This is a genomic window from Pseudooceanicola endophyticus, from assembly GCF_018760365.1.
Taxonomy (GTDB): Bacteria; Pseudomonadota; Alphaproteobacteria; order Rhodobacterales; family Rhodobacteraceae; genus Pseudooceanicola; species Pseudooceanicola endophyticus.
Window position 1 is genome coordinate 307,782 of sequence record NZ_JAHIAB010000004.1, and the last position, 16,794, is coordinate 324,575.

Consider the following 16,794-nt stretch of genomic DNA (forward strand, 5'->3'; position numbering starts at 1 on the left):
AAGCTCCGGGGCCTCTGGCGGGTGGGAGGCCGTATTTGGGGAAAGATGAAACTCAGAGGCGCGTGCCGACCATGCGGGCGACATCCACCAGGCGGTGGGCATAGCCCCATTCGTTGTCGTACCAGGCATAGACCTTCACCTGGGTGCCACCGATGATCATGGTCGAGAGCGCATCGACAATGGAGCTGCGCGGGTCGTTGACGTAATCGGCCGAGACGAGGGGGCGTTCCTCGTAGCCGAGGATGCCTTTCAGCGGGCCTTCGGCGGCGGCCCTGAAGAGGGCGTTGACCTCTTCGGCGGTGGTGGCGCGGGCGACCTCGAAGACGCAGTCGGTCAGCGAGGCGTTCAGCAGCGGCACCCGCACCGCATGGCCGTTCAGCTTGCCGGCAAGCTCGGGGAAGATCAGGCCGACGGTGCGGGCCGAGCCGGTGGTGGTGGGGATCAGCGCGTTCAGCGCCGAGCGGGCGCGACGGGGATCCTTGTGCACCTTGTCGACCAGGGTCTGGGTGTTGGTCACGTCGTGGATCGTCGTCATCGAGCCGTGGCGGATGCCGAGCCCCTCGTGGATGACCTTGACCACCGGGGCCAGGCAGTTCGTCGTGCAGCTGGCGGCGGTGACGATCCGGTGCTGTGCGGGATCGTAGATGTGATCGTTGACGCCCATGACGATATTGGCGGCGTCAGGGTCGGCGACCGGGGCCGAGACCACGACCTTCTGCACGCCGGCCTCGAAATAGGGGGCAAGCTTTGCGGCGGTCTTGAACTGGCCGGTGCAGTCGATCACCACGTCGACGCCGTCCAGCGGCAGTTCGGCAATCTGCCGGGTGCCGATGAAGGGCAGGCGGGTGCCGTCGATGGTGATGGCAGCGGCCTCGGCACGGATCTGCGCCGCCCAGCGGCCATGCACCGTGTCGAATTCCAGCAGGTGGGCATGCATTGCCGCATCGCCCTCGGCATCGTTGATCCAGGCGATCCTGGCGCCGCTTTCCAGCAGCGGGCGCAGGGCAAGCTTTCCGATCCGGCCAAGGCCGTTCAGCGCATAGGTGGTCATGGGGCAGGCTCCGTCTGGGTGGCGATCCCGTCCACCGCCCTTTGCAGGGAGATCCGGTCGAGTTCGGCGAGGGGCAGCGCGGTGAAGGCGCGCAGCCGGTTGAGCAGAAGGCCATAGGCCTGCTGGAAGGCAAGGGCGCGCTCGGCCTCGGTGCCGGTGGCGGCGACCGGATCGGGCAGGCCCCAGTGGGCGCTGACCGGCTGGCCGTCCCAGGCCGGGCAGTCCTCGTTCGCGGCGGCGTCGCAGACGGTGAAGACGAAATCCATCTGCGGGGCCTCCGGGCCCTGGAAGTCGCGGATCGACTTGGCGCGCAGCCCGGAAATGTCGTGGCCCTTGGCGCGCAGCGTTTCCAGCGCGACCGGGTTCAGTTCCGAGCGCGGCGCGGTGCCGGCGGAGAAGGCGTTGAAGCGGTCCCCGGCGAGGTGGCGCAGGAGCGTCTCGGCGAAGATCGAGCGGGCGGAGTTGCCCGAGCAGATGAACAGCACGTTGTAGAGGCGGTTCGCCGCCTTGCGTCCGGGGCCGGGCAGGCAGGTCTCTGGGCGGCCGCGACAGCAGTCGTTGAAGAGGTAGTCGAGCAGGGTGCCGGCGCTGCCCACCTCGGCGCTGTAGCGCAGCGAGGTGCCCTGGCGGTGCTGGGCGATCAGCCCGGTGGCCCGCAGCGCGCCCAGGTAGACCGACAGGGTCGAGGGCTTGAGGTGCAGGATCTCGGCGATCTCTCCGGCGGGCAGGGCCTGGGGGTGGCGGCGCATGAGCAGCCGCCAGATCGCCAGCCGCTGCGGGTGGCCCAGGGTCGAGAGCTGGGTGGGAATCACATTTTCCATAATTCGTGAATTATGGAAATAAAGGGCCGCGCGCAAGCTGCCCCAAGGGGGGCAGCAAAAGTTTCACATTTCGGGAGCGACCCGCCGGGCGGTCAGATCCGCAGGAAGGGCTGGGCCAGGCGCGGCAGGAGGGACCGGAAGCGCAGCCGGGCGTCGGTGGCGGCCAGGCAGATGCAGGGCACGCCTTCGTCGGCGATGGGCGTATGCTCCAGGCTTTCGTCGGCAACCTCCACGTCGCCGGTGCGGAACTGCCCGGTCTCGTCGTGGAAGGCGCCCTGCAGCACCATGGTCAGCTCCAGCCCGTTGTGGCCGTGATCGGGCACCGCCATGCCGCCGGGGATCCACAGCAGCCGGACCGAGCCCTTGCCGTCCTCGAACAGGATCTTCTGGCGCACGCCGCCACCGGCGGCGCGCCAGCGCGGCGGCTGATGGTTCAGCGCCTCGGCCACGGGACCGGGGTAGATGCCCATGCGGGCTGGGGCAGCGGGGGGCGCGGCCTCGTCCAGGCGCAGCAGCATCCGCGCCAGCAGGTCATCGGACACGGCGGGCGTGGCGGCGCCTTCCAGCAGGGTGCCTGCCAGGGTGTCCTCGGCCTCCAGCCGGGCGCGGCAGTCGTCGCACAGCGAAACATGGGCCGCGATCACCAGTTCGAACGGGCGCGGCAGTTGGCCCGCCGCATAGGCGCGCAGCATGGTGTCGGGAATATGATGGGCAATCTGGTCCATCACGGGCGCAGGTCCTTCAATTCGTGGCGCAGCCGTTCCAGCCCCAGCCGGATGCGCGATTTGATGGTTCCGAGAGGCAGGCCGGTCTCGGCCCGGATCTCTCCGTGGGTGAGGTCGCCCAGATAGGCGCGGGCGATGACCTCGCGCTGATCGGGGCTGAGCTGATCTAGGGCGGCGCGCAGCTTGGCGGCCTCCTCGGCAAAGGCGAGCTGCTGGCCGGGGTCTTCCTCGGGCGGCGTCTCGATCTCTACCTCCTCGGGCAGGGTGCGGGGGGCGCGGCGCACCAGGTCGATCTGGCGGTTGCGGGCGATGCGGTAGATCCAGCCCGAAACCTGGGCCCGGGCGGGATCGAACTGCGCCGCCTTGCGCCAGACCGACAGCATGACGTCCTGAACGACATCCTCTGCCTCGGCCCCGGACATGCCCGAGCGCATCAGCATCCCCTTGATCCGGGGCGCGTAGAAGGCAAACAGCCGTCCGAAGGCGGCCCGGTCGCGCTGGTCGCGCACCGCGAGCATCCATTCCGTCTGGGTACTTGGGGCCTCGGGGGGCATTTGCTGCATCACCGCCAGCCTGCCTTTCTGCCATGCGCCGCGCCGCACGCGCAGGCGCGGCTGTTCCAAGGAAACTGTTGCAGGCATGGGGTCCGGGTTCAACATGCGAAGAATACGAAAGGCCCCCGGGACCGGATCAGAAAAAACTGGCGCAAATTTATTTTCGCCGCATGTGAACTGTTGCGGCGCCCGATCCGTATCCTAATGCGAACCCCGAGCAGGAGCCGCCCCATGTCCTTCGACGCGCTGTCGTTTCGTCCCCAGAAGATCGCGATCATCGGTGGCGGCATCTCGGGGCTGGCCGCGGCCTACCAGCTGGCGCCGCATCACCGCGTGACCCTGTTCGAGGCCGAGCCGCGCCTGGGCGGCCATGCCCGCACGGTGATGGCCGGGCTGCACGGGGACCAGCCGGTCGATACCGGCTTCATCGTCTTCAACTATGCCAATTATCCCCACCTGACGCGGATGTTCCGTGACCTGAACGTGCCGGTGCAGAAAAGCGACATGAGCTTTGGGGCCACCATTGCGGGCGGTCGGGTGGAATACGGGCTGCGCGATGCCGGCGCGGTCTTCGGCCAGCGGCGCAACCTGCTGCGCCCGGGCTTTGCCGCGATGATCCGTGACATCCTGCGCTTCAATGCCCGCGCCGAGGAGACCGCCCGGGACGACTCCATGACCGTGGCCGAGCTGCTGGCTGAGATGCGGCTGGGCCCGTGGTTCCGCGATTATTACCTGCATCCGATCTGCGGTGCGATCTGGTCCACCCCGCCCGAGGATATCGCCCGCTTCCCGGCCCGCGCCCTGCTGCGCTTCTTCCGCAATCACGCGCTGCTGTCGGCCCAGGGGCAGCACCAGTGGTGGACGGTGAAGGGGGGCTCTGTACAGTATGTTGATCGGGTCGAGCAGTTCCTGCGGGCCGAGGGCGTGACGATCCATACCGGCACGCCGATTGCCGCCGTGCGCCGCAGCGGCCCCCGCCCCGAGGTGGTGACTTCGGTCGCGCCGCCCGAGGCCTTCGATCAGGTGATCCTGGCCTGCCATTCCGACCAGGCGCTGCGGCTGCTGGCGCGCCCCACCTGGGAAGAGCTGAAGGCGCTTTCGGCGGTGCGCTATCAGGACAACGAGATGGTGCTGCACCGCGATCCCCGGCAGATGCCGCAGCGGCGCGCCTGCTGGTCCTCCTGGGTCTACCAGTCCGATGGCAGGCCGCGTCCGAAGATCGGTGTCACCTACTGGATGAACCGGCTGCAGAACATCCCCGAGGAAGATCCGCTCTTCGTCACCCTGAACCCCGCCCAGCCGGTTCCCGAGGCCGCCACCTATGACCGCAAGGTCTTCCGCCACCCGGTCTTCGACGGCCCGGCGCTGGCGGCGCAGAGCCGCATCGCCGCGATCCAGGGCCAGAATGCCACCTGGTTCGCCGGGGCCTGGCTGCGCCACGGCTTCCACGAGGACGGCTTTGCCAGCGCCATGCGGGTGGTGCGCCAGATCGACCCGGCGCTGGCATGACCCTGCCGCGCCACATCCCCGGCCAGACCCTTCATGCGCGTCGCGGCGCGGTGCGCCACCGCTTCCGCTACAGCGTCGATTACGTGCTGATCGATCCGGAGGACGACGCCCCCCTGCCGCTGCTGTTCTCGCGCAACCGGATCAACCTGGCCTCGGTGCATGACCGCGACCATGGCGGGATCCGCGGGCAGGGCCGGGGCGCCGCCTGGCTGCGCGAGGCGCTGCGCGACCGCGGCCTGCCGGCGGCGCGGATCACCCGCATCGGGCTGCTGACCCAGCCGGCGTTTCTGGGCCGCGTCTTCAACCCCGTGTCCTTCTGGCTAGTCTGGGAGCGCGCGGCGCTGATCGCCGTGGTGGCCGAGGTCAACAATACCTTCGGAGACCGCCACAGCTATCTCTGCGCCCATCCCGGTTTCCTGCCCATCGGACCGACCGAGCGGATGCGGGCGCAGAAGGTCTTTCACGTCTCGCCCTTCCAGGACATCGCCGGCGGCTACAGCTTCCGGTTCGATGTGTCGCAGGAGCGGGTCTCGATCCATATCGATCATGACAACGGGCGGGAGGGTCTTTACGCTACGTTGACCGGGCCCAGCCGTCCGCTGACCAACCGCGGCCTGCTGGCCGCCGCGCTGCGCCGGCCCACCGGCACGCTGCGCGTCCTGCTGCTGATCTACTGGCAGGCGCTGAAACTGAAGGCGAAAGGGGCCCGCTACAGAACGCGCCCCACGCCCCCCGAGGAGGAGCTGAGCTGAATGCTGACCAACCGTGTGAAAAGTGAATTCCTGGCCACCTGCGAGGGGATCGTCCGGGGCAGCCTGACGGTGATCACCCCGGAGGGCGCGCGCCATCACTTCGGCGCCGGCGCGCCTGAGGCCGAGATCACGATCCACGACTGGTCCGCGATCACCGCGATGATCGCGCGCGGCGATATCGGCATGGGGGAAACCTACGTGGCGGGCCTGTGGGACACCCCCTCGATCGAGGCGCTGACCACGCTGGCGCTGCTGAACCTCGACCAGTTTTCCTCCTATGCCTACGCGAGCCCGCTTCAGAGCCTGAAGTTCCGCATCGTCGACCGGTTGGTGCGGGCCAATTCCCGGCGCGGTGCCTCGCGCAACATCAAGGCGCATTACGATGTCGGGAACGAGTTCTTCCAGCTCTGGCTGGATCCGTCGATGACCTATTCCTCGGCGCTTTATGAGGCGGGGGATGATGACCTGGAGCGCGCCCAGCTGCGCAAGTACGACCGCATCCTGAACCACCTGCCCGAGGCCGAGCGGGTGCTGGAGATCGGCTGCGGCTGGGGCGGTTTCGCCGAACGCGCGGCGGGTCAGGGGCGCAGCGTCACCGGGCTGACGATCTCTCCGTCGCAGAAGGGCTACGCGGATGCGCGCCTCGACGGGCGCGCCGACATCCAGCTGCGCGACTACCGCGACAGCCAGGGGCGTTTCGACGGCATCGTCTCGATCGAGATGATCGAGGCGGTGGGCGAACGCTACTGGCCCTCCTATTTCGCCACGATCCGCGACCGGCTGGCCGAAGGCGGGCGCGCCATGGTGCAGGCGATCACCGTGCCGGACGCCTATTTCCCGACCTATCGCAAGGGATCGGACTACATCCGCGCCCATGCCTTCCCGGGGGGGATGCTGCTTTCGGACGGGGAGATCGCGAAGGCCGCGCAGCAGGCGGGCCTGCGGGTTGCCTCCTCTCATGCCTTCGGGACCGATTACGGGCGCACCTGCCGCACCTGGCTTGAGCGCATGGAGGCCGAGGCGGTGCGGATCCGCAAGTTCGGCTATTCCAACGACTTCCTGCGCAGCTGGCGCTTCTACCTCGGGATTTGCGCCGCCTCTTTCGCGGTCGGCCAGACCGATGTCGTCCAGGTGGAACTGCAAAGGGTTTGAGCTTGCGCCGGCATACATCGGAAAAAAGGTGCCGACGGATTTCCCCTGACACGGGATTGCCACAGTTCTTGTCATGACTGCATCCCGCGCGCCCCGGAGCAGGGCCCGCGGCACCGTCCGGATCGCCGACAGTCGTTCACCAGTGCTCTGTTTCAGAAGGAGGGGACCATGTTCCGTTCCAAGTCCAAGACCCGTGATCTTCACGGCAAGACCTACTGGCTGATCGGTGCGAGCGAGGGGCTCGGCCGGGATCTGGCGAAGGAGATGAAGCGCATGGGGGCAGAGCTGATCCTGTCCGCGCGCTCGGGCGACCGGCTTCAGGCCCTGGCCGAGGAGATCGGCGGCGCGACGGTGGTGCCGGTGGACGTGACCGATACCGCCTCGGTCGCGGTGGCCACCGCCAAGGCCGCCCATGCCGACGGGCTGATCTACTGCGTCGGGGAATACGATCCGATGACCGCCGCCGAATGGGATGCCACCAAGGCGCTGGCGATTGCCGACACCAATTTCATGGGCGCCATGCGCATCCTGGGGCGGGTCGTGCCCGGATGGGTGCAGCGCGGAGAGGGGCACGTTGTGCTGATCGGGTCTCTGGCCGGGTTCAAGGGGCTGCCGGGCGCCATCGGCTACGGTGCCTCCAAGGCCGCGCTGCGGCACCTGGCCGAGGACATGTACATCGACCTCAAGGGAACGGGGGTCGACGTGCAGGTCGCCAACCCCGGCTTCATCCGCACCCGGCTGACCGCCAAGAACAGTTTCTCCATGCCGCAGATCATGGAGCCCGGAGAGGCGGCGCGCCAGGTCATGTGCCTGGTGCGCAACAGTGAACCCCGGCAACTGTCCTTCCCGGCGCCCTTTGCCTGGGTGTTCACCGTGCTGGGCCGGCTGCTGCCGTTCCGCCTTTATGCGCGGATCGTTTCGGGCTGAGCACATCACGCCGCGATCACGGCTGATCGCGATAGTGTTATTTTGCAACACATCTTTCCAAAGCGGGTACCTGAGCGAAAAACTCAGGCACCCTGCCTTGTGCCTGTTTCCCGGGTCCTTACATCCGGCGGTACCGGCCAGCCCAGGGCGTCTTCCCCGTCTGAGCAAGCTTCCCCTGACATTCGATCCCTTCCGGAGGCTTCATGGCTTGCTCTGCGCGCCTGGCATCCGGCACCGCTCTGGCCCTGCTGCTTTCGGCAGGCCTGTCCCCGGTGCTGGCCCAGGACACCTCGACCCTTTCCGACACCGATACCGGCGATGTGCTGGTCCTTGATGCCATCGACGTGAATTCCTACGAGCAGGAGGTGCTGCAATCGCTCGGCGTCTCCGTGATCTCGGCCGAGAAGATCGCCGAGGCGCCGGTGGCCAACGACATTTCGGAGCTGGTGCGCAAGATGCCCGGCGTGAACCTGACCGGCGCCTCTTCTTCGGGGCAGCGCGGCAACCAGCGCCAGATCGACATTCGCGGCATGGGCCCCGAGAACACGCTGATCCTGATCGACGGCAAGCCGGTGCTGTCGCGCGATGCGGTGAAGATGGGCCGCGCCGGCGAGCGTGACAGCCGCGGCGACAGCAACTGGGTGCCCGCCGAGCTGATCGAGCGGATCGAGGTGATCCGCGGCCCGGCGGCGGCGCGTTACGGGTCCGGTGCGGCGGGGGGCGTGGTGAACATCATCACCAAGCAGCCCGAGAAGGACCTGTTCCAGCTTTCGATGAGCTACAACCAGCCCGAAAGCAGCCTGGAGGGCGGCGACAAGCGGGCCAACTTCCTCTGGGCCAAGCCGATCGGTGACAGCCTCAGCCTGCGGCTGACCGGCAACTACAACCATTCCGACCCGGATGATCCCGATATCAACGCCGCGACCGTGGCCGAGGATGACGATGCCGCCGCCGGTTCCGAAGGGGTGATCAACAAGGATCTGACCGCCCTGCTGAGCTGGACGCTCGACGACCAGAACAAGATCGACTTCGAGCTGGGCTATTCGAAGCAGTCGAACCTTTATGCGGGGGACACCCAGCTTTCGATGCCCACCGATGCCTCGGCCGAGCTGGCGGAAAGCGGTGCGACCACCAACAAGATGACGCGCACCACCGCCTCGGTCACCCATACCGGGCGCTATGCGGTGGGCGAGCTGAAAAGCTACCTGCAATGGGAGCATACCAACAACACCCGCCTCTCCGAAGGGGCCAGCGGTTCGCGCGAAGGGGCGATCAGCTCGACCGACGAATGGGGGACGGTGACGCTCGACAATGTCGCGGCCAAGACCGAGCTGACCCGCGACGGCCAGTTCCTGGGCCGCGAGGCCAAGTGGACCTATGGCGGAGAGCTGCGCTTTGAGCGGATGGACGACCCGGTGTCGATCACGGCGCGGGGCGACATCGACTTCTCCTATGGCGATACGGTGGCCAGCGCCGAGGATCGCGATCCGGTCAGCTCCCAGATGATGCTGGGCGCCTATGCCGAGGGCAACATCCTGTGGACCGACCGGCTGTCCATCGCGCCCTCGCTGCGGGTCGATCATGCCGACACCTTCGGCACCAACATCTCCGGGGCGCTGAACGCCAGCTACGAGATGACCTCGTCCTGGACGCTGAAGGCGGGGGTGGCGCAGGCCTTCAAGGCGCCGAACCTGTACCAGCTGAACCCGAACTACATCTACACCACCCGCGGCAATGGCTGCCCCTATCCCTATTACCGCAACGGCCCCTGCTACGTGCTGGGCAACGAGGACCTGAACCCCGAGCGCAGCCTGAACACCGAGCTGGGCGTGGCCTATGCCGGCCCCTCCGGGATCGAGGCGACGCTGACGGCCTTCTACAACGACTACCACGACAAGATTCAGGCCGGCACCGATCAGGTGGCCGAGCTGACGGTGGATGATTCGACCTACCGGGTCTACCAGTGGGAGAACATTCCCCGCGCCGTCGTCTCGGGGGTCGAGGGCAGTTTCCAGGCGCAGCTGCGCGAGGACCTGCTGCTGACCACCAACCTGACCTACATGATCCGCTCCGAGAACAAGGAGACCGGCGATCCGCTGAGCCTGGTGCCGAAGTACACGATCAATGCGGCGCTGGAATGGCAGGCGACGGAACGGCTGAAGCTGGTGCCCTCGCTCACCCATTATGGCAAGATCGAGGCGGCCGAGACCTCGGCCACGACGGGCTATGCCGAGGATGACACCACGGCGCAGGATCCCTACACGCTGGTCAACCTGACCGCCGCCTTCGAGGTCCGCGAGGGCTTCACGATCAAGGGCGGGGTGACCAACCTCTTTGACAAGCAGATCCTGCGTTCGGACAGCGGCGCGCAGACCTACAACGAGCCGGGGCGGGCCTATTTCCTGGGGCTGACCACGACCTTCTGATCGCTTTGGCGGGGCGGGAACGGGGCGGGCGCTGGTCCGCCCCGCTTGCGTTTCGGGGGGCGGGGAGGGGGCGCTGCCCCCGTCGTCCGTGCCGGACGACTCCCCCGGGATATTTTCGGCCAGATGACAGGGAGGCCAGATGACAGGGAGGCCGGGCGTTGACCCCGGGCGGGATCTTTGCAGGATCGGGGGGGCTGTTTCGGGATTTTGAGGTCTGCCATGCCGTCTGTCTTGCGTTTTCTGCGCCGAACCCTGTGGATCGGGGCGCTGGCCCTGCTGCCTGTCGCGGCGCAGGCCGGGGAAACGCCCTGGCGGGTCGGGATCTTCGAGGGGCAATGGGCGGCCACCCGCCTGCCGCTTCTGCCCTACAATCTGGTGACCGGCGGGCTGAGCTTTCGCGACAGCTACCTGACCTCGGTCATCGTGTCGCGGCAGGTCGGGGAGGCCGACCTGCGGGTGCCGGGGACCGCGCTGGGGCTGGCGGGCGTGCGCTTCGAGCTGGAGGGCACCCTGAGCCGGCATTCCGGCCTGCAGGACCATGACGAGGCGACGCTTGGGGTGATGACCCGCAGCCGCGATTACACGGGTCGCGCCGGGGCGATCAGCCTGGGCTGGGCGAACGGCCTGTCCTGGGCCTTCTCTCCGCCGGATTACGAATACGGCGTCGACGGGGTGCGCGGCGAGAAGACCCGGCAGCTGCAGTACTACATGGGCTTCGAAGCGGAATACACGCCGGTGGGCGCGCAGCATTTCAGCCTGTTCGCGCGGCTGCATCACCGTTCGGGCATCTACGGGGTGATCTCTCCCTCGAAGACCGGATCGAACATCCTCGGGGTGGGGCTGCGCTGGAAGGGCTGAAGCCCGACGGGCGCGCCCCTTGCGGGGCGCGTTCGGCACCGATCTCTCGTCGTCATGGGATGATTTTGGAGGGATGGTAGCGGAGGAGGGACTTGAACCCCCGACACGCGGATTATGATTCCGCTGCTCTAACCAACTGAGCTACTCCGCCGAACGAGGCGCTGAATACTGTAGGTCCTCGGGGGGGTCAAGAAGAAAAGTTCACTTTTTTCGCGGTTGCACCCGGAGGCGGTTCCTGCTTCCTCGGGGCAGCGAAAAACGCCTGTTTCGGAAGGGAAAAGTCATGCTGGATCGTCTGCGGGAACTGCTTGGGGCAACGCAGGTTCTGACTGGGGAGGCGGCGGCACCCTACGGCTACGACTGGAATGGCGGCGGTTTCGCGGCCCCCCTTGCGGTGGTGCGTCCGGCCAGTACGGCAGAGGTTTCGGCGGTGATGAAACTGGCCTCGGAAACCGGCACGCCGGTCATTCCGCTGTCGGGGCGTACCGGGCTTGCCGGCGGCGGCCAGGGGGCGGGGGCGCTGGTTCTGTCGCTGGAGCGGATGAACCGCATCCGCGAGATCCGGGTCGGTGCGCGTTCCGCCGTGGTCGAGGCGGGGGTGATCCTTTCGAGACTGCACGAGGCGGCAGAGGCCGAGGGGCTGATCTTTCCGCTGAGCTTCGGGGCGCGCGGTTCGGCGATGATCGGCGGGGCGCTGGCGACCAATGCCGGGGGCTCCAACGTGCTGCGCTATGGCAATACCCGCGATTTGGTGCTGGGGATCGAGGCGGTGCTGGCCGATGGCACCATCGTCGATCTGATGCAGGACCTGCACAAGAACAACTCCGGCTACGACCTGCGCCACCTGCTGATCGGCTCCGAGGGGACTCTGGCGGTGATCACCGGGGCGGTGCTGCGGCTGCGCCCCAAGCCCGGCGCCTATGCGACGGCGATGGTGGCGATGGAGGATCTCTCTCCGGCGCTGGCGCTGCTGAACGAGATCCAGCAGGCCACCGGCGGCGCGGTCGAGGCCTTCGAATACATGCCGGCGAATTTCGTCGAGGATTATCTGGCGCTGCACCCCGGCGCCCGGGCTCCGTTCGAAAGCCGCCCGCCGGTGACGATCCTGCTGGAGATCGGTGCCCTGGCGCCGCGCGACTGCACGCCGGGGCTGGACGGGGCGCTGCCCATCGTGACCTACCTGGAGGACCTGCTGGGGCGTTTCCTGGAGGCGGGGCGGATCTCGGATGCGGTGATCGCCCGTTCGGGCAGTCAGCGGGCCGAGATGTGGGCGATGCGCGAGGCCGCCAGCGAGATCGCGGGCACGCGGGATCCGCGCATCATCCTCGATATCGCCGTGCCGGTGGACCGGGTGGTGAGCTTCCTGGAACGGGCGGATGCGGCATTGGTCAAGGCGGATCCGGGCGCGGGGACCTCGGTCGTGTCGCACCTGGGGGATGGCAACGTGCACTACACGGTCTTCCCGACCCGCGTGGATCCGGTGCACAAGGACCACCTGGTCGAGGCCATCGAGGATGTCGTTGCAGAGCTTGGCGGAGCCTTCTCGGCCGAGCACGGCATCGGGACGCACAAGCTCTCGACCATGGCGCGGCGCAAGGATCCCGGGGCGCTGGCGGCCATGCGGGCGATCAAGGCGGCCCTGGATCCGCAGAACATCATGAATCCGGGCAAGCTTCTGCCACCTGCCTGATCTGCTGCCGCCCTGCGTGCGGATATGGCAGGTGCCTCCGGCGGGGATATTTATGGCCAGATGATGAAGAGCCCCGGCTCCCCTGTCATCTGGCCGAAAATATCCCGGGGGAGGCTCCGCAGGAGGCGGGGGCAGCGCCCCCTTTGTGGCCCCTCCAAAATGGAACAAATCATGAATATAATGCGGAGTCGCCATGTATGCCGAACTCTGCGTCTCTTCGAACTTCACCTTTCTCACCGGGGCCTCGCTGCCGGAGGATTTCGTGCGCGAGGCGGTCGAACTCGGGGTTCCGGCGCTGGCCATCGTCGATGCGAACTCGGTTGCAGGCATCGTGCGGGCCTTCGACGTGGCCCAGGCGATCGCCGGCCAGCAGGCCGCACGCGACACCCATGACCTGTTTCATCCTGCCATCGGGCCGCCCTTGCCGGCCTATGTGCCGCCCTGTTTGCCGCTGGTGGTGCCGCGCCTGCTGCCTGGCAGCCTGCTGCAGCTGACCTGCGGGACCGAGGTCGTGGCCCTGCCGCGGGATCGGGCCGCCTGGGGGCGGCTCTGCCGGTTGCTGTCGAAGGGGCAGCAGCGGGCGCCCAAGGGCGAATGCTACCTGGAGATCGGGGATCTTCTGGAAGAGGGGGCGCTTGAGGGCATGGCGCTGCTGCTGCAGCCGCCACAGGCACAGACGGTGCCTTGCGGCGCGGGCGACTGGCTGCCACGGGTGCGACCGCTGACGCGCCGCCTTGGGGGGCAGATGCACCTGATTCTCAGCCCGGGCTACGACGGCAAGGATCACCTGCGGATGCCGGCCATCGCGGCGCTTGGCGCGGCGCTTGGCCTGCCGCTGGTCGCCAGCCTGCGCCCGCTCATGCATCATGCCCGGCAGCGGCGGATGGCGGATGTGCTCTCGGCGATCCGGCTGGGAACCACGGTGGATGATCTGGGACCCGAGGCGCAGCGGAACGCCGAGCGCCGCCTGCGTCCCGTCCCCGAAGTCCACCGCATCTTCGCCGACTACCCCGAGGCCGTTGCCGCCAGCGGGCAGATCGCCGACAGCCTCGATTTCTGCCTGAGCGAACTGCGCTACGAATATCCCTCCGAGGTTGCCCCCGGCGAAACCCCGGCCGAGCGCCTGTCGCGGCTGGCCCATGAGGGCCTGCGCTGGCGCTACCCTGCCGGCGCCCCGCAGCAGATCCGCGACCTTCTGGCCCATGAGCTGGAGCTGATCGGCAAGCTGGGCTACGAACCCTACTTCCTGACCGTCAACGACATCGTGGCCTTCGCCCGTTCGCGCGACATCCTGTGCCAGGGGCGGGGCTCGGCTGCCAATTCCGTCACCTGCTTCTGCCTTGGCGTCACTTCGGTCAGCCCCGAGATCGGCACCATGGTCTTCGAACGCTTCGTCTCCGAGGCCCGGGACGAGCCCCCCGATATCGATGTCGATTTCGAGCATGAACGCCGCGAGGAGGTGATCCAGTGGATCTACGAACGCTACGGGCGCCACCGCGCGGGCCTCTGCGCCACCGTGATCCACTACCGCGGCAAGCGCGCCATCCGCGAGGTCGGCGCCGCCATGGGCCTGTCGCAGGACACCATCGCGGCATTGTCTTCGCAGCTTTGGGGGCACTCCGCCGCCGGCAGCCTGACGCCCGAGCGCCTGCGCGAGATCGGCCTGGATCCCCATGATCGCCGGCTGAACCTGACGCTTCAGATGATCGGGGAAATCGAGGGCTTCCCCCGCCACCTGTCGCAGCATGTCGGCGGCTTCATCATCACCGAGGGGCGCCTGGACGAGCTGGTGCCGGTGCAGAATGCCGCCATGGAGGACCGCACCGTCATCTGCTGGGACAAGGACGACATCGACCGGCTGGGCATCCTCAAGGTCGATATCCTGGCGCTTGGCATGTTGTCCTGCCTGCGCCGCGCCTTCGAGCTGATGCAGGTGCACGAGGGGCTGGACTATACCCTGGCCAGCCTTCCGGCGGAGGATCCGAAGACCTACGACATGCTCTGCCGCGCCGACAGCATCGGCGTGTTCCAGGTGGAAAGCCGGGCGCAGATGAACTTCCTGCCCCGGATGCGGCCGCGCAAGTTCTACGATCTGGTGATCGAGGTGGCGATCATCCGGCCCGGGCCGATCCAGGGCGACATGGTGCATCCCTACATCCGTCGCCGCAACGGCGAGGAAGAGGTCAGCTTCCCCTCCGACGCCCTGGGCGAGGTGCTGGGCAAGACCCTGGGCGTGCCGCTGTTCCAGGAGCAGGCGATGCAGATCGCCATCATCGGCGCGGGTTTCACCCCGACCGAGGCCGACCGCCTGCGCCGTTCGCTGGCCACCTTCAAGAAGCACGGCAATGTCGCCGATTTCCGCGACCGCTTCCTGCGCGGCATGGCCCGCAACGGCTACGACATGGACTTTGCCGAACGCTGCTTCTCCCAGATCGAGGGGTTCGGATCCTACGGTTTCCCGGAAAGCCATGCCGCCAGCTTCGCGCTGCTGGTCTATGCCTCGGCCTGGATCAAGTGCCACCACCCCGGTATCTATGCCTGCGCGCTGCTGAATTCGCAGCCCATGGGGTTCTATGCCCCGGCGCAGATCGTGCGCGATGCGCGTGAACACGGTGTCACGGTGCTGCCCGTCGATATCAACGCCTCCTACTGGGACAACGTGATGGAGCGTGACGGCGGCGGCAATCTGGCGCTGCGGCTGGGCTTCCGGCAGATCAAGGGGCTGAGCCGCGACGAGGTGCGCTGGATCTCGGGGGCGCGCGGCAACGGTTACCTGACGGTGGAGGAGGTCTGGCGCCGCGCCGGCACCCCGCCACCGCTGATCGAGCGCCTGGCCGAGGCCGATGCCTTCGCCAGCCTCGGGCTGAGCCGCCGCGAGGCCTTGTGGGAGGCGAAGGCGCTGCGCCCGGGAGACCCGCTGCCGCTGTTTGCCCGCGACCTGGAGGGCGAGGGGATCGAGGAACCGCAGGCCCTGCTGCCCGAGATGACCCTGGGCGAACATGTGGTGGAGGATTTCGTGGCGACGCGGCTGTCGCTGAAGGCGCATCCGGTGGCCCTGCTGCGCCATATCCTGACGCCGGGGTGGCGGCGCGAGGATATGTAAAGCACGCTTTACACGCCGCCCCGATCGGCTCTAGTGTAAAGCATACTTTACATGATTCCCGGGGAGGCACGGAATGAGACGTTCGATGATCGAAATCGCCCTGGCGATGACGGCCTATGTGGTGGTCCTGGTGCTGTCGCTTCTGCTGCTGGCGCGCGGCGGCATCGGCCATCCGGGGGGGCGCATCGCGGTGTCGCTGCTGCCGGTGCTGCCCGCGCTCGGCATCTTCTGGGTCACGCTGCGCGACCTTGCGCGGCTGGACGAGATGCAGCGCCGCATCGCGCTGGAGGCCCTGGCCCTGGCCTATGGGGCCACGGCCCTGCTGACCTTCAGCTACGGTTTGCTGGAAAACGTGGGCTTTCCGCGGCTCAGCATGTTCGCGGTCTGGCCGGTGATGGGGGCGCTTTGGGTGCTGGGCAAGATCATCGCCCAGTGGCGCTACAGATGAGGAACAGCATCCCCGATCTGCGCGCGGCGCGGCACTGGTCTCAGGCCGATCTGGCCGAAAAGCTGGGCGTGTCGCGCCAGACCATCAACGCGCTGGAGCGCGGGCGCTACGATCCCAGCCTGCCTCTGGCCTTCCGTATCGCCGCGCTGTTCGGGACCCGGATCGAGGACATCTTCGAGCCGGATCCCCTCTGAGCCCTCAGCGCAGGCCCTTCTGGGCGATCAGGGCGGCCAGCTCGGCCATGACCTGGGCGCGGGCGGCGGCCAGGGCGGCGGCGTTCTCTCCGGCCACGGGGGCTTCCAGTTCGAACAGGCCCGAGCGGCCCCGCGCCTCGCTGTCGGGCGCCACGAAGTACTGACCCGCCAGGTGGAAACTGCCGTCGGCCTCGGTCACCATCTCCGAGATCCGCACCTCGACCCGCGCCGAGGCCCGGTCCAGGAAGGGCCAGGGCGAGGCGGCGATCTGCGCCCCGGTGATGCCCGTGAGGTCGCGCACCAGCGTCATCGTCATGCCGCGCGCCGGGTCGTCGGCCCAGAGCTTGGACTTGTCGGCCTTCAGGCTGCCGTCGCCCTGACGGCGGTAGATCTCTCCGCTGCCCGCGTAATCGGGCAGCGAGACCGAGGCGACCTCGACCGAGGAGAAGCCGATGCGCTGCTTGGGCAGGGCCTCTACCGGGGTGGCGGGGATGGTGTAGAGCGCCTCGTTCCCCGAACAGGCCGCCAGAAGCAGCAGGACGGGCAGGGTGCTGAACAGCTTTGCAGGTTTCATCAGGTCGTCC

At 67.6% G+C, this 16,794-nt stretch carries 15 protein-coding genes and 1 tRNA gene; 10 read left to right on the forward strand and 6 right to left on the reverse strand.

Features of this window, described 5'->3' with window-relative positions; genetic code table 11:
• Positions 1–52 precede the first annotated feature (52 nt).
• The 4 genes from KM176_RS09830 to KM176_RS09845 all read right to left on the reverse strand — a co-directional run bounded on the left by KM176_RS09830 (position 53) and on the right by KM176_RS09845 (position 3,151).
• Positions 53–1,051, reverse strand: a complete 999-nt coding sequence (locus KM176_RS09830) for an ArsJ-associated glyceraldehyde-3-phosphate dehydrogenase (RefSeq protein WP_160895865.1) — start codon at positions 1,049–1,051, stop codon at positions 53–55.
• Positions 1,048–1,872: an arsenate reductase/protein-tyrosine-phosphatase family protein gene (locus KM176_RS09835; RefSeq protein ID WP_160895864.1), complete on the reverse strand. Its 825-nt coding sequence runs from the start codon at positions 1,870–1,872 to the stop codon at positions 1,048–1,050. Before KM176_RS09835 ends, KM176_RS09830 begins: the two co-directional genes overlap by 4 nt.
• Positions 1,873–1,964: 92 nt before the next feature.
• Entirely contained in the window at positions 1,965–2,597 is a 633-nt protein-coding gene (locus KM176_RS09840) for a ChrR family anti-sigma-E factor (RefSeq protein WP_160895892.1), read from the reverse strand.
• On the reverse strand, positions 2,597–3,151 hold the full coding sequence (locus tag KM176_RS09845; RefSeq protein WP_202397955.1) for a sigma-70 family RNA polymerase sigma factor: 555 nt from the start codon (positions 3,149–3,151) through the stop codon (positions 2,597–2,599). Before KM176_RS09845 ends, KM176_RS09840 begins: the two co-directional genes overlap by 1 nt.
• Before the next feature lie 231 nt (positions 3,152–3,382).
• On the opposite strand from KM176_RS09845, the gene KM176_RS09850 reads away from it, so the two are divergent.
• The 6 genes from KM176_RS09850 to KM176_RS09875 all read left to right on the forward strand — a co-directional run bounded on the left by KM176_RS09850 (position 3,383) and on the right by KM176_RS09875 (position 10,775).
• On the forward strand, positions 3,383–4,660 hold the full coding sequence (locus KM176_RS09850) for an NAD(P)/FAD-dependent oxidoreductase (protein ID WP_160895863.1): 1,278 nt from the start codon (positions 3,383–3,385) through the stop codon (positions 4,658–4,660).
• The gene (locus KM176_RS09855; RefSeq protein ID WP_160895862.1) at positions 4,657–5,412 is read left to right on the forward strand and encodes a DUF1365 domain-containing protein; all 756 of its coding nucleotides are present in this window, start codon (positions 4,657–4,659) and stop codon (positions 5,410–5,412) included. Before KM176_RS09850 ends, KM176_RS09855 begins: the two co-directional genes overlap by 4 nt.
• Positions 5,413–6,564 (forward strand): SAM-dependent methyltransferase, encoded by a 1,152-nt coding sequence (locus tag KM176_RS09860; RefSeq protein ID WP_160895861.1) that lies wholly within the window; start codon positions 5,413–5,415, stop codon positions 6,562–6,564.
• Between the two features lie 168 nt (positions 6,565–6,732).
• Complete coding sequence (locus KM176_RS09865) at positions 6,733–7,491, forward strand: SDR family NAD(P)-dependent oxidoreductase (RefSeq protein ID WP_160895860.1); 759 nt, start codon at positions 6,733–6,735, stop codon at positions 7,489–7,491.
• A 203-nt stretch (positions 7,492–7,694) separates the two neighbouring features.
• Positions 7,695–9,917, forward strand: coding sequence for a FepA family TonB-dependent siderophore receptor (locus KM176_RS09870; protein ID WP_160895859.1), 2,223 nt, complete (start codon positions 7,695–7,697; stop codon positions 9,915–9,917).
• A 219-nt stretch (positions 9,918–10,136) separates the two neighbouring features.
• Entirely contained in the window at positions 10,137–10,775 is a 639-nt protein-coding gene (locus KM176_RS09875) for a hypothetical protein (RefSeq protein WP_160895858.1), read from the forward strand.
• Between the two features lie 74 nt (positions 10,776–10,849).
• Here KM176_RS09875 and KM176_RS09880 read toward each other — a convergent pair.
• A tRNA-Met gene (locus tag KM176_RS09880) sits at positions 10,850–10,926 on the reverse strand.
• Between the two features lie 132 nt (positions 10,927–11,058).
• Between KM176_RS09880 and KM176_RS09885 the strand changes: the two genes are divergently transcribed.
• The 4 genes from KM176_RS09885 (at position 11,059) to KM176_RS09900 (ending at position 16,210) form a co-directional block, all read left to right on the forward strand.
• A complete protein-coding gene (locus KM176_RS09885) occupies positions 11,059–12,465 on the forward strand; it encodes an FAD-binding oxidoreductase (RefSeq protein ID WP_160895857.1) in 1,407 nt (468 codons plus the stop codon).
• A 193-nt stretch (positions 12,466–12,658) separates the two neighbouring features.
• Positions 12,659–15,568: an error-prone DNA polymerase gene (locus tag KM176_RS09890; protein WP_160895856.1), complete on the forward strand. Its 2,910-nt coding sequence runs from the start codon at positions 12,659–12,661 to the stop codon at positions 15,566–15,568.
• A gap of 73 nt (positions 15,569–15,641) precedes the next feature.
• A complete protein-coding gene (locus KM176_RS09895) occupies positions 15,642–16,016 on the forward strand; it encodes a hypothetical protein (RefSeq protein WP_160895855.1) in 375 nt (124 codons plus the stop codon).
• Positions 16,013–16,210, forward strand: a complete 198-nt coding sequence (locus KM176_RS09900; RefSeq protein ID WP_160895854.1) for a helix-turn-helix transcriptional regulator — start codon at positions 16,013–16,015, stop codon at positions 16,208–16,210. The genes KM176_RS09895 and KM176_RS09900 overlap by 4 nt, the downstream gene beginning before the upstream one ends.
• 4 nt (positions 16,211–16,214) lie before the next feature.
• Here the strand turns inward: KM176_RS09900 and KM176_RS09905 are convergent, their stop codons facing one another.
• A complete protein-coding gene (locus KM176_RS09905; protein ID WP_160895853.1) occupies positions 16,215–16,784 on the reverse strand; it encodes a PqiC family protein in 570 nt (189 codons plus the stop codon).
• Positions 16,785–16,794 lie beyond the last annotated feature (10 nt).

Coding starts and splice junctions, on each gene's coding strand:
- KM176_RS09830 (WP_160895865.1), bottom strand. CDS start 1,051: ATGACCACCTATGCGCTGAACGGCCTTGGCCGGATCGGAAAGCTTGCC.
- KM176_RS09835 (WP_160895864.1), bottom strand. CDS start 1,872: ATGGAAAATGTGATTCCCACCCAGCTCTCGACCCTGGGCCACCCGCAG.
- KM176_RS09840 (WP_160895892.1), bottom strand. CDS start 2,597: ATGGACCAGATTGCCCATCATATTCCCGACACCATGCTGCGCGCCTAT.
- KM176_RS09845 (WP_202397955.1), bottom strand. CDS start 3,151: ATGCCCCCCGAGGCCCCAAGTACCCAGACGGAATGGATGCTCGCGGTG.
- KM176_RS09850 (WP_160895863.1), top strand. CDS start 3,383: ATGTCCTTCGACGCGCTGTCGTTTCGTCCCCAGAAGATCGCGATCATC.
- KM176_RS09855 (WP_160895862.1), top strand. CDS start 4,657: ATGACCCTGCCGCGCCACATCCCCGGCCAGACCCTTCATGCGCGTCGC.
- KM176_RS09860 (WP_160895861.1), top strand. CDS start 5,413: ATGCTGACCAACCGTGTGAAAAGTGAATTCCTGGCCACCTGCGAGGGG.
- KM176_RS09865 (WP_160895860.1), top strand. CDS start 6,733: ATGTTCCGTTCCAAGTCCAAGACCCGTGATCTTCACGGCAAGACCTAC.
- KM176_RS09870 (WP_160895859.1), top strand. CDS start 7,695: ATGGCTTGCTCTGCGCGCCTGGCATCCGGCACCGCTCTGGCCCTGCTG.
- KM176_RS09875 (WP_160895858.1), top strand. CDS start 10,137: ATGCCGTCTGTCTTGCGTTTTCTGCGCCGAACCCTGTGGATCGGGGCG.
- KM176_RS09885 (WP_160895857.1), top strand. CDS start 11,059: ATGCTGGATCGTCTGCGGGAACTGCTTGGGGCAACGCAGGTTCTGACT.
- KM176_RS09890 (WP_160895856.1), top strand. CDS start 12,659: ATGTATGCCGAACTCTGCGTCTCTTCGAACTTCACCTTTCTCACCGGG.
- KM176_RS09895 (WP_160895855.1), top strand. CDS start 15,642: ATGAGACGTTCGATGATCGAAATCGCCCTGGCGATGACGGCCTATGTG.
- KM176_RS09900 (WP_160895854.1), top strand. CDS start 16,013: ATGAGGAACAGCATCCCCGATCTGCGCGCGGCGCGGCACTGGTCTCAG.
- KM176_RS09905 (WP_160895853.1), bottom strand. CDS start 16,784: ATGAAACCTGCAAAGCTGTTCAGCACCCTGCCCGTCCTGCTGCTTCTG.